Source organism: Herpetosiphon sp. NSE202 (assembly GCF_042688385.1).
Lineage (GTDB): Bacteria > Chloroflexota > Chloroflexia > Chloroflexales > Herpetosiphonaceae > Herpetosiphon.
Genome location: NZ_JBHUPY010000006.1, coordinates 150,986 through 163,185 on the forward strand (window position 1 = coordinate 150,986; position 12,200 = coordinate 163,185).

The window sequence follows — 12,200 nt, forward strand, 5'->3', positions numbered from 1 at the left end:
CTAGTTGACCATCAGTTGTCCATTGTAGCGTTGCGCCAAGTGTTGAATTCGATCCAGCTCTTTGTTTAAGCCCAATTGTTGATACAAAGCGCTTGCTTGGGTAAGGGCATGCTGTGCGTCAGGATAGCGTTGGGTTGTATAAAAAAGTTTGGTCAGCTCGCGCCAAACTTTGGCTTCCATAAAGCGATCCTGAATCGCTTGGCTAAGTTGAACTGATTGATGTAAATAGCGTTCAGCCATGGCGAATTCTTGTTTGAGGTTGGCAACTCGGCCTAAAATATACACCCCAAAGGGCACATGCGCTGTTTCTTCATAATGCAGCACTTCTTGGGCATAGCGCTCAGCATCATCACACTGATTGAGTTCTACGTGGGCATTGGCCAAGGTCATCGTATTAATCGAAATCCAAAAGCGCGAATTAATTTGCTTGAAGAAGCTGTATGCCTCTTGGGCAATTGTGATCGCCTCGTGGGGTTGGTTGATCTCGCCTAAAAAATAGGCCAAATTGCTTTGGTTGCGGGCAGCACGCACATTGTTGCCAATTGATTGATAATAACGAATTGCAAAATTGAAATGCTCAATTGCTTCGGTGCGTTCATTGCGGGCATGCACAATCGCCAAACTCGCATGGGCGCGCGCTTGCAGCGCCTGATCGTTGAGCGCGCAGGCATGTTCAAGCGCAGTTTGATAGCCCTCCAAGGCTCGATCGTAGTTGCCTTCCTCATCGGCAATTTCGCCACTCAACAAGGCGGCAATGAAATGGGTCTTGGCGGCAGCTTGGTGCGCTGCCGCAAAATCGCGCTCGTGGTTGAGGTGCATCAAACCACGCTTGACATATAAAATTGCTTCTTGATGATAGTGGTTGGTATCCAAAATCGTAATTGCCCGCTCGTAGCTCTGCATTGCTTGCTCAATTTGACCTTGGGCCTCCCACAAATCACCTTCGAGTTGGCGGATGTAGGCGCGCAGCGAATCGCTGCCTGTGTGCGAAACGGCGGCTAAGCCAGCTCGGGCTTGATCGTAGCTGCCAATAAAGCGTGCCAACTCTGCTTGGCCAATTGCCAGGGTTTGGGCCTCGCGGGCTGGTACTTGATCAAGTGGAATTAATTGCAGCATGCGCAGCATCCGGCCAAAATAGCCAGCCCGAATTTCGCTATGGCGTTGCGGAAACCACCAAACAATTGCTTGTGTATAATCGCCTGCGGCAATTGCATGTTCGGCAGCGAGCGTCCATTGCCCAAGCAAGGCATGCACTTGGGCTGCATGTTCATGCAATGGTTGGCGTTGTTCGTTACTCAACTGTTGCCAATAGTGTTTGCGCAGCAACGGCCACAGCTCCAACGTATCGCGATAGCCTGCTTGCAGCAATTGATAGTGCTCAAGTTGTTGGAGATCGCTGCTTGGCCATAAACTGCGTGGAACCGGTTGCTGAAAACTGGCCAAAATGGTTAATAATTGTTGCGCACTTGGCCCAAGCATGGTGATAATCCGTTCGATCAACGAGCTAACGCCTGGATGCGCTTCGAGCATGGCGCAAATTGCCGCCAAACTTCGTTCCTGCTGCATCAAAACCATCACAATCCGCATTAGATGGGTGTTGCCAGCAATCAGTGCCAAGAATTGCTCCCATGGATAATCTGGTTGAATGGTTGTGGTTGCATCAAACCATGCCCGAAACGCGCTACTTTCCAACGGCTCTAGGCTGAGCACTGGTAGATTGTCGCTAAACACGCGGTTGCCAATAATCAGCACATGCACATTGGGAATTGCGGCTAAAGCACGCCAAAATGAGTGCAAGGCGCTATGGTGGGCTTGCGGCTGCTTGAGCATAACCTCGCTTTGATCAAGGCAAAACAATGCTGGAGTTGCCAGACTGGCACAATCGCGCCGAATTAAGCCCAACGCCACATTGCTGTTGAGCTTGCCGCCCTCAATTGCCAAATGTTGAGCCAAATTATAGGCCCCATGATGCTGTAAGAATGCGCCGATCAAGGGCAAACAGCTCTCAACCTGATCATTCAAATCGGGCAGGAGCGTCAGCCAAAACACTGGCCCTTGCCATGTATTGGCGAGCATTGCAGCACAGGCACTTTTGCCAACTCCTGTTGGCCCAATGATACAAACATGTTGTTCATGCTTGAGCATTGCATGGGCTTCGGCCAGCCATTCAGCGCGGCCATACAATTGCGCTGGCACTGGTGGCCGTTCCAATTGGAGCGCTGGCTGCAAAATGCTCAACAAACAATCAGCAGCCTGATCCAAAATCAAGGGCAAACGATCTTTCATATCGCGATGGAAGGTTGCTTTGGCCAAGCCAAGCTCATCGATTAACACATGCACCGGCAGTTTGTGTTCGTGCAAAAAGCGCCAATAGACTAAGCGTTGGTCGCGGTTGCCAGCCCGCAATTGTTGCACGATCTCAGCTAAATCGTGGCTTTGATCGGGCCGCACTTGGGTTTCGCCAAGCAAAGCATAGGCAACCACCAATTGAATAATTTGGCCTCGTTGCCGCTCATTCGGATACGCTCCATACAGACCATACCAATGCCCAAGTAAGGCTGGGGTTGCCAACGGTTGGATTGTGCCAATCTCAGCAGGCTGATCAAACTGGTTGAGTACAGTGCGTAAGATTGGATTAAGAATATGCGTCATTCCACACTCCTCGTTAATCGAAAGCAGCCGATGGTTGGCTCGCTCGTCCTCATGTGAGACTTTTTCGCTGCAACATGAGACTTTTTGAGCCATTAAGCCCACTATACTGAAAGCCAAGTGATTCGTTTGTGATTAGGGAGGCTCCAGATGCGACTTATCGTAGTGTTAACAGTTCTAATCAGCCTATTGGGTTCATTTATACTTAATCAACCCACGCAGGTTAAGGCTAATACGCCGCCTCCACCTGCAGGTTGCGGTTTGGCAGGTGTCGATCTTTCAACGCCAAATACATGGATGGCAGTTTGGGATTTTGAGACGGCGAATGGTTGTTTGGTCGAGCTTGGTACGCCGCAAATTCCAAGCCAAGACCCACCAATTGTCTCAATGACGACCATTGCTTGTACCGTCAATGGTGTTGTCGATTTCAGCCCAGCAGATTATGCGCGCTTTCAAGGAAATGGCTACCTTTCGTGTGATCTCGATTTGCCAAACACCTTGCAGCAGAACTATCCTGATTTTTGGACATATGCTCAAGCTCAATTTAGCACGAATGGCAATCAGCCACTCTTATATCACCCTGATGCACGAATGAGTGTTGACGTAAATGGCTTATACGGCAATTTGCAATGGCAATATCGCCATACCACCGATGCCATGGAATCGAATACCGTGCGCCGCTTTCGCCTGATTGATGATAATCGGCTGGTGGTGGGCCAATGCTCTAGCTCAGCACTGAATTGCCCAACCAGCCAAACAGCTCCCTATTATGGCTATGCAAAAATTCATGGCGACACGACCTATGCCAATTCAAGCCAAACCATGGTCAAGTTTCGCACCAGTGCGACAACGGTGATCATCGGCTATAACCCAGATACCAACGAGTATCTGAATGGAAAGTTGGGCATGATGATTATCGACCCATATGGCAAAGATCCTGAACCAACCGTGATCAATCCTGATCCAACGCCAACCGTTACCCCTACCATGCCCATCCCACAATAAGCCATTTTGATTTAGATGCAAACAGGCCACTAGGAATATTCCTACTGGCCTGTTGTTTGTTGTATTTTAGCAGCTGTGTGCTTAGTTCACGGTAAAGTTGACGTTTGAAAGATCAAAGAACACGTTGTTGGCGCAGCGTACTTTGATTCGCGCTTGGGTGGTTGCCGTATTTGGTATTGTTACTGCTTGGCTGCCATCATTTGGGGTCGAAGCAAGCAAGCTCGTAAAGCTGCTGCCGCCGTTGCTGGAGAATAAAATCTCGACATTGGCGCAGCTAACAGGAGCAGCAGTGGTGTTGGCGACGTTCCAGGTAATTGTGCGGCTGCTGTTGCGCGTCCAGGTAACTGCCGTGTTGGGCGCGGTTACCGTAAACGGCCCAGCTGCACTATTGACCATCACATTGGCGGTATCAATTGCATAGCTGCCGCCGCCAGCTCGATTATCACGCACAATCAGGCGGAAGGCCAAGGTGCGATTGGTAGTTGGCAATGATTCGCCAATCGTGCTGACGTTGTTCAGAATATCGCTCAATTTGGGGAACGAGCGCTTTGGATTGCTGGTTGGGTTGAAGCTACGGAAGATAGGGCGGCTGCCGTTGTCGGTATTTGGTGGCGCAGCCGTGCCCAAATTATATTGTTCCCAGTTGTAGGTCAGGCTATCGCCGTTGGCATCGCTGCCAGTGCCAGTTAATTCAAATGGCGTGCTACGTGGAATCGTGTAATCTGCGCCAGCATTGGCGACCGGAGCCGTGTTGCCAGTGTTGGTTGCCGTGCCACAGCTTGAACCGCCGCCAGTGGTAATAAAGGTCGTAATTTCGTTTAAACTCTTCGAATGGAAGTAGGGATCGCTGTTGGATTGCAGGTTTTCAGCGCCACAAATGCCAGCATAGGCCATAATCGTCGAGCCGCTGCCTGGCTCGTAGGCGGCGCTGCTGGCGCGATTGCCGCCACCACAACTGCCAGTTGTGCCGTTGAAGGTGTGGTTGCCGCCAAATTGGTGGCCAATTTCGTGGGCCACATAATCAATATCAAATGGATCGCCAACCGGAGCCGATGAGCCGGTCACGCCTTGAGCTTTGTAGTTGGTCGAACAGACGGAACCTAACGAGGCAACGCCACCGCCGCCAGTGCTAAACACGTGGCCAATATCATAATTGGTGTTACCAATCACGTTTTTGATATTAGTTTGGTTTTGGCCAAGCATCGTTACACCATTATTGTTGGTGTAAGGGTCGGTGCTGGCGTTGGTGTAAATAATGCTGCTGTTGTTGGCAACCAACACCATGCGCACAGCAACTTCGCGCTCGTAGACGGCATTGACGCGGTTGACGCTGGTGGTAATTGCTGCCAATGCGCCACTGACCGTGCCGCCATGGAAGGCGGTATATTCGCCAGTTGCGGCCATGGCCAAGCGATAGGTGCGCAATTTATCGCCAACAGCTTTTGGTGCTGCCAAGCCATCGTTGGTCAAGGGCAGATCGATCACATAATCTTCGACTTGGCGTTCGGCCAGTTTCTCGCTGCTTGGCACAAAATTCCGGCTATCGTACACAATATAATTCTTAGTATCGCCAGCGCTGTAGGGATCGATGAAAATTCGGCCTTGATCGCCCAAGATCAAGCCATGGAAGCCTGCTGGAGTCAGATCCAAGCGTCCGCTAAGATTCGGTGTATCCACCCCAACGATCAGGTAGGTGCGAATTTCGGGAAACTTCGCCGCAAGATCGGGATGCATAATTGGCGATTCGACGATGCGGAATTGCTCAAATTTGCCATCGGGCATAGGCAATTGCAGCGTATACAACGAGTTTGCCACAAATTGGTCTTGCTCTAATGGAGCTTTGGCCAAATATTGGCTCAAGCCATCCAAATCGAGACCGACAGTGCGATAGATGGTTGGTACAATTTGGCGCGCGCCTTTTTGCACCAGCCGACTTTCTTGCACATCTTGCCAAAAGCCATCGGACGAAGCGGCGGTAGGAGTGACGAGGGTGGCGGCAGCAAAGCTACTCAGCAATGCAACCACCAAGGCTGCAACGATCACCAACGATGAACGTTTTCCGGGCATGCCAAACCTCCTAGAGGTAGAAGTGGATACCTATCTATTATACATTAAAAATATTTAATTAATCGTGCTACCTGTACATGGATACATGAAAGAAAACGTATTTTTTGCAAGGATTGATAGAAGTTAAATGTATTGGTTCATTGGATTGGCAATCATGTTCCCTCACCCCCCAACCCCCTCTCCCACGAAAACGCGGGCGAGGGGGAGCACGGGTTTTTACCGACGTATTGCGCAAGAACCACGGCGTTAAAGCCCCTCGCCCGCTCCGTGGGAGAGGGGTTGGGGTGAGGGGCTCAGGCGGTGGTTAACCTCATGACCATTACAGCTAAACCCTTGTAACAACGGTGTAACGCGCTGCGGCTATGCTCTGGTTGATTCAACCGATTGCATAGTGAGGTTTTAGTGTATGTGGTTTCAGCGCGTTCTTTTATGGTTGGCGGTTTTGGGCTTTGCGATTCTCGTGCTCGCCGTTGGCTCATCATTTTTAGCGGTTGGGGCTGCCTTTTTAGCGGCGTGTTTTACAGCTCTTTTGCTGATTCTGTATTTTTGGCCAATTATTGGGGCTGTGATTAGCTGGAAGATTATGGGGTTATTCCATCAGCCAGAAAAAAGGCAGCATTATTGGGGTTTAGGACTGCTTGGCTTTATTTATGGCGTAGGTTTCATCTTATTGGCAATCGATGACTTATGGTTGCTTGGCGATTGGGTCTTGTTGGGCAATGGCATTGGGCTAATCTTGCGCAGTGTCTTGGTTGAATGGCGGGTTGCCGAAGGGCGCGTGCGCCGATTGAGCATTAATTTGCTGCTGGCGCTTGGGTTGCCGCTCACGGTTACGGGATTTCTTTGGTTTTTAGCGTGAGCAATTGATCAAAAATTGGGGCTTAACACTATTCAGGATTGTTTGCTGAGCAGCGTTTAACATGCAGAGCCAGCAATCAACCAAATAACCCTTGATCATAGCTTCTCTTTTGCCTGCGATGGTTTATGGTGGTGCGAGCTGGGTTCTCTTGGTACAACGGTTTAGTTTAGGAGGCCAACCGAATGAGCGCATATTGGGTTGAAAATCAATGGGGCGGCGATGATGCCCCATGGCATCCAGGTGGAACATGGGTGTTGGGCGCACGCGATAACCAACATGTTGTAGCAATCAATATTTCCTCGGCTGATAATGGCCAAACATTTACTGGAACCATGACCTATAACAATGAAGGCCCGATTGGCTTCCGCGCAAATCGTACCAGTACCAACAACTATGCTGTTGAAAATCAATGGGGCGGCGATGATGCCCCATGGCATCCAGGTGGAACGTGGGTAATCGGTGGCCGTGATAACCAGAATCCGATTAATCTTGATGTTAATTCACAAGATGGCGGCCAAACCCTAGATGGAACGATGGTTTATGCTGGCGAAGGCCCAATTGGTTTTCGTGGCAAACTCCAATAACGCTTAATTTTTTGCCCCAGCCATGATCAGCTGATCATGGCTGGTTTTTTATTTTAGCAATAAATATTATCTACAATACTTGTAATGCTTTATGATTGGCGCTAGTAATTCAATCTTTATAAATCCTTTGAAATAATTCAGGATTTCTGTTGCTTGAACGTTTTAAGTATGAATCGATTCAATTGACTGTAGAATTTGTGTAGTAAAGGAATAAATAATGGCGACTGAACAACAAATTGATTATAATTCAATTGCACAAGCCCAATACGATGCTACGGTTGAATCACTCAAGCAAGCATTTCCTGATGCTGATAAAAATGCACCAAATCAATTAACCGCAGCAGCAACCTCGACCGCAACTGGGACTGCTACATTTGCCACTGCTTTCATTTATGGTACATGCGAATGTATTTTGACCTTTGATAATAACCAAAAAATTCGCTTTTATGGCACGATGTGGGGCATTGGGCTTGGTGGTGGCACCAGTGCTGGCGGCTATATTGGGGTTCCTATCAACCAATTAGTTGGCGATTGCAGCTTCCAAGTGACGGTTGTTTCTGGGGTTGGCGGCGCAGTAACGATTCAATTCTGGCGTGGCAACGACTACCTTGGCAACTTTACGGGGGCAGCTTTGGCCGTGGCAGCCTCAGTTACTGGCGGCAGTGGTACTTGGACGATGCAATAAGCGTATTTGCTGGTGCGCCACCAACAGTTTTGTTGGTGGCGCACGGTGTATTTTAGGCCAGAATTGCTTCGATTTGGGCTTGAACATCGGCGCTTAATTGGACTTCGCCAGCCTTGATGTTATCGAGCACATGCTCGGGCTTGGTTGCGCCAGTGATGACTGAGCTAATTTGCGGCAAGCGCAAGACCCACGCCAAGGCCAATTGGCTGGTGGTCAGCTCAAGCTCTTCGGCAATCGCCGTCAATTGGCGAATTTTTTGCAAATTGCTATCGTTGAGTTCGCGATCAAGCCATTTGGTGGTTGCGCCACGGCTGCCCTCGGGTACGCCAGCATTATATTTGCCAGTTAATAACCCTTGAGCAAGCGGACTCCAAACGGTTAAGCCAAGGCCGTGTTGCTCGCAGGTTGGGATGATTGCTGGCTCAATATGGCGATCGAGCATATTGTAGCGGGGTTGCTCAACTTGGGGTAAGTAGCCATTATATTGCTTGGCGATGCTGACCGCTTGCTCAATTTGATCTGCTTCCCAAACGCTTGTGCCCCAATAGAGCACCTTGCCAGCTTGCACCAAATCGCTCATTGCACGCACAGTTTCTTCGAGTGGCGTGTTGGGGTCGAAGCGATGGCAGAAATAAATATCCAAATAATCGGTGCCAAAATGGCGGAGCGATTTATCGATTGATTCCATAATGTGCTTGCGACTAAGCCCTTGATCGTTGACATTGCTGCTCATGGGCCAAAAAAGCTTGGAAGAAAGCACCAAATCCGCGCGTTTGTAATCGCGAATAACTGCACCAACGACTCTTTCAGCTTCACCGTAGGCATATGCATCGGCAACATCGATAAAGTTAATGCCATTGTCGATTGCTGCCCGCAAACATTGGGCGGCCATATCGCTTTCGACACTCCCGCCGTAGGTCAACCATGCGCCCAACGATACGGCGCTAACCCGCATGCCTGCTTTGCCTAGCCGTCGATATTCCACAGAAGCCTCCTAAGTGAAGATATGCTGAAATTACAATCTGATCATACCACGGATTTATGCTGGCTCTTGGCATAGCTCTTGCCTTGATGAGCTAGTAGAAATTCTAGTTTGGAGGATACTTCAATGGCAGAGCAAACCCCAGTTCAACAAAATATCGCCAAAGTTGCCGAACAACTTAAAGGCTTTAAGATTGCTATGTTAACCACGGTTGCCCAAAATGATTCATTGCACAGCCGCCCAATGGTGGTACAAGAAAAAGAATTTGACGGCGATTTGTGGTTTATGACCAGCCGCGATAGTGGCAAGATCGATGAATTGAGCAATGATAAACAAGTTAATGTTGCTTTTGTTAATGTCGATGACTCGCGCTATGTCTCGGTTAGTGGCAAAGCTCAGTTGGTCGATGATCGCGCCAAAATCAAAGAGTTATGGACACCATTGGCTAAGGCCTGGTTCAAAGATGAAAACGACCCCAACATTATCTTGATTAAGGTCGAGCCAAGCATCGTTGAATATTGGGATACCCCCAACAGCACCTTTGTCCAAGTCAAAGGCTTTTTGACGGCGCTCGTCACGGGCGAACGCCCAGATGTTGGCGATCATGGCAAGGTTAGCCTCTAAATAATAGCGTTTCATCGATAGATTTAGGTCAGTTGCATAATGCAACTGGCCTTTTTTATGCTGATTTTATTTATGTTCGTGAATTGAATGCGACAAATGCACAATGGTTGAGTAGCTGAACCAGCCTGAACAATCCACGACGCAAATATTAGGGGGTGCTGGGGGATGAAACCCCCGGCGTTTCCCTCCAGCGGAGGGACGGAAGGGTGGAGAATGTAGAAGAACCATATGAAAAACAATAGTGCTAAAATACTTAACTTGACATGTGTGCTTGACATAGAAAATTTGTTCTGGTATAGTCAAAATGGGTGACTGAAGCAACTACGAAATGAGGCATTCTAATGGCAACAATTCTGCAAATACCCTCGCTGCGCGACCAACAAAGCCGTGAAGTTAAGCGTCTGCTCATGAAGCATTTGCGCAGTTTTAGCGATACCTTAGAAGTGAATGATGTTGCCCATGTGCCGCTCTATCAACAATTAGCTGTCAATATTGTTTGGAAAGTGCGCATCCCACCATGCTCCAAGCGTAATATTCGGATTGCCTTCTACTACGATGAATATGGCAACGATCAACAGTTGTTTATTCCCACCTGGCAAGCCGACCCCGACCCTGCCAGCCGTTTGCAAATCACGGCGGCTGAATATTGGTATAGCTATGTGGTTGCGACCAGCAAGGTTTATGTATTGCCTGTGGCGCAGCTGCGGCCATGGTTCAACCAACACAGCCAGCATTTGCCAGCTCACGAGGTTAAACACCAACTGCCCGACCAACCAGCCTCGATTCAAGCGGTTGGGCGTTTTGTGCCAACTCAACGCTTGCTGCGCGAGCTAGACGAGCTAGAGATTTGGCCGCTTAATCGTTTGCAGCCGAGCAAACGGGTTGCGTAGCTCGGCTGCACTGCTTCAATCCAACAATTAGGTTAATTTGCCAACTTGCGCCTGAATGTGCCCAATTGCTGTGTCGCGTAAGCCTTGGGCAATCACTCGGTCTCTCAGACTGCTGGCAATCGCAAAGATGGTGCTGGCACGCAGCACTTCGCTGGCAACTGGCTGCCATGGATCTGGTTGCGGTTTAGGGTTGTATTGATCAAGTAATTGTTTGAGTGACCATGGGCCTGGCCATGGGAATGGCCAGCGTGGGCAAATGTCATCGCCATCTACCCAACCAACCAAATTGCCACTATAACTGGTCATTTTGCGGGCACTACCCATAACTTGGAGAATAATCGATCTGCTACGAGCGAGGCCAAGCGTCGTATTGCTCATGCTTTTGCCAAGCCCATAATTGATTAAGCCTTTGACTAGATTGCCAAGCTCAAGCAATGGTTGCGGTGTTGAAATGTCTGGTTGGCGTTTTGGCGGCCATGGGAACGGCCACCATGGCGGGCAAAGATCGTCGCCTGGCTCCCATGCTGCAAAGCTATTTGCCCGTTTCAGTGCCACAAAATGGCTGCGAATTTCGCTGCGGGCCAAGCGCAGATTTTCTGCTTGCAAAGCTTGATCGCCATATTGGAAGGCAATGTTGAAGGCATCAAGGCTACGATGCAAATCTAAAACAATCAACCCACCAGCAGGAATACGCTCGATTGGCGTAAACAGTTGGTCTTTGAGCCGCCACCATGGGCGTGGCCACCACCATGGGCGGGGTTCGTAATCGTCGTCGGGGTTGGGTGTGTAGCTCAGGCTGTTGACCGAATCGCTGGCATTCGATAAACCAGTCACATTCTTGTCAAGGTCTGCAAGCGCAAAATCGTAGACTTTTTTGGCAAATGTTTGGTCACTACTGACTGCACTTATTGCCAATAAGGTCAATGAGCGAAAAGCGCGGCGAGCATATTGGGCGCTATCAGGAATTTCGCCGCCAGCAGCAAGTTGGTTTTCATCAATTGCGGGCTTAGTGCTGGCAGCAGCGTGATCGAACGCGCTAATTGCGCCAGCGGTTGCTAATGCTGCCAAACCACTATTGCGTAAAAACGAGCGCCGTGAATTTGGATGATTGATCGTATCTTCAGCCTGATCGTTAATCCCCATTGAAATCCTCCTGACGAACGAACTTAACTCTTTCGATGCCATAAAGACGCAATGGGGATTGAGTAGCTTTCCTTAATTAAACTAATTTTTTCCGGCCAAATAGGCGTTTGAGCTTTTGGCCGACGTTGCTGAATTGGGCTTGGATGGCAAAACTCTGTTTAACCGACGGTGGCAGATGCTCTGTCCAGTAGTGGGTGGTTTTGGCCACAACCGTAATCACGCTTTTGATTTCGCTTTTGAGGGTAAAATCTTGATGAATTGGGACCCATAGTTGCTGGCCATTGGCTTGAGCCGCCACATGCTCTTGATTAATTGCGCCTGCCAGCCATTGGGCTTGGCCAACAATCGGGCATTCAATCGCCAGCCATTCGGCGGCTTCGCTAATATGGGCACTGAGGCCGCTAACCTCGTAAATGCCGCGACATAGCTCCGCATAGACCTGCATATAGTTGGGATGCTGCGAATTAGCATTAATCTGAATTGGAATGGCTGCATCATCGCCGCGATGGGGCGGCCCGCCTTCAAGTGCCAAACCACAAAAGCTTTCCCACATATTAGCCCAGTCGACCTCGCCATCGTCGCGATATTTGATTGGCGCAGCGGCCATTGGTTGTTGCTCTGTCATCACTCGCTTCCTTGGATTGTATGAATTGTGACACACTATATTAACTTAATTCTCGACCACAAGCATCGTATATAATGGTGAGGCTGT

General features: G+C 49.3%; 10 protein-coding genes and 1 pseudogene. 6 read left to right on the top strand and 5 right to left on the bottom strand.

Going from position 1 to position 12,200, the window contains the following annotated elements:
- Nucleotides 1-2,652, bottom strand: coding sequence for a tetratricopeptide repeat protein (locus ACFMKP_RS08610; RefSeq protein ID WP_382290939.1), 2,652 nt, complete (start codon nucleotides 2,650-2,652; stop codon nucleotides 1-3).
- Nucleotides 2,653-2,910: 258 nt separating this feature from the next.
- Here ACFMKP_RS08610 and ACFMKP_RS08615 point away from each other — a divergent pair, with 258 nt between their 5' ends.
- Nucleotides 2,911-3,654, top strand: coding sequence for a hypothetical protein (locus ACFMKP_RS08615; protein WP_382290941.1), 744 nt, complete (start codon nucleotides 2,911-2,913; stop codon nucleotides 3,652-3,654).
- Nucleotides 3,655-3,735: 81 nt separating this feature from the next.
- Here ACFMKP_RS08615 and ACFMKP_RS08620 read toward each other — a convergent pair whose 3' ends face one another.
- Nucleotides 3,736-5,721, bottom strand: a complete 1,986-nt coding sequence (locus ACFMKP_RS08620; protein ID WP_382290943.1) for a reprolysin-like metallopeptidase — start codon at nucleotides 5,719-5,721, stop codon at nucleotides 3,736-3,738.
- A 406-nt stretch (nucleotides 5,722-6,127) separates the two neighbouring features.
- Between ACFMKP_RS08620 and ACFMKP_RS08625 the strand changes: the two genes are divergently transcribed.
- The 3 genes and pseudogenes from ACFMKP_RS08625 (at nucleotide 6,128) to ACFMKP_RS08635 (ending at nucleotide 7,849) form a co-directional block, all read left to right on the top strand.
- Complete coding sequence (locus tag ACFMKP_RS08625; RefSeq protein WP_382290944.1) at nucleotides 6,128-6,580, top strand: hypothetical protein; 453 nt, start codon at nucleotides 6,128-6,130, stop codon at nucleotides 6,578-6,580.
- Nucleotides 6,581-6,771: 191 nt separating this feature from the next.
- Nucleotides 6,772-7,164 (top strand): annotated as a pseudogene (locus ACFMKP_RS08630) (lectin OAA); the annotation flags it as partial.
- A gap of 217 nt (nucleotides 7,165-7,381) precedes the next feature.
- The gene (locus ACFMKP_RS08635; protein WP_382290946.1) at nucleotides 7,382-7,849 is read left to right on the top strand and encodes a hypothetical protein; all 468 of its coding nucleotides are present in this window, start codon (nucleotides 7,382-7,384) and stop codon (nucleotides 7,847-7,849) included.
- Between the two features lie 52 nt (nucleotides 7,850-7,901).
- Here ACFMKP_RS08635 and ACFMKP_RS08640 read toward each other — a convergent pair whose 3' ends face one another.
- On the bottom strand, nucleotides 7,902-8,834 hold the full coding sequence (locus ACFMKP_RS08640; RefSeq protein ID WP_382290948.1) for an aldo/keto reductase family protein: 933 nt from the start codon (nucleotides 8,832-8,834) through the stop codon (nucleotides 7,902-7,904).
- 123 nt (nucleotides 8,835-8,957) lie between these two features.
- Between ACFMKP_RS08640 and ACFMKP_RS08645 the strand changes: the two genes are divergently transcribed.
- Together ACFMKP_RS08645 and ACFMKP_RS08650 are read left to right on the top strand one after the other, a co-directional pair.
- On the top strand, nucleotides 8,958-9,455 hold the full coding sequence (locus tag ACFMKP_RS08645) for a pyridoxamine 5'-phosphate oxidase family protein (RefSeq protein ID WP_110514373.1): 498 nt from the start codon (nucleotides 8,958-8,960) through the stop codon (nucleotides 9,453-9,455).
- A gap of 341 nt (nucleotides 9,456-9,796) precedes the next feature.
- Nucleotides 9,797-10,345: a hypothetical protein gene (locus tag ACFMKP_RS08650; protein ID WP_110514374.1), complete on the top strand. Its 549-nt coding sequence runs from the start codon at nucleotides 9,797-9,799 to the stop codon at nucleotides 10,343-10,345.
- 27 nt (nucleotides 10,346-10,372) lie between these two features.
- Here ACFMKP_RS08650 and ACFMKP_RS08655 read toward each other — a convergent pair whose 3' ends face one another.
- The gene (locus ACFMKP_RS08655) at nucleotides 10,373-11,488 is read right to left on the bottom strand and encodes a hypothetical protein (RefSeq protein ID WP_382290951.1); all 1,116 of its coding nucleotides are present in this window, start codon (nucleotides 11,486-11,488) and stop codon (nucleotides 10,373-10,375) included.
- A gap of 76 nt (nucleotides 11,489-11,564) precedes the next feature.
- Nucleotides 11,565-12,113, bottom strand: coding sequence for a hypothetical protein (locus ACFMKP_RS08660; RefSeq protein ID WP_382290953.1), 549 nt, complete (start codon nucleotides 12,111-12,113; stop codon nucleotides 11,565-11,567).
- Between the last annotated feature and the right edge of the window lie 87 nt (nucleotides 12,114-12,200).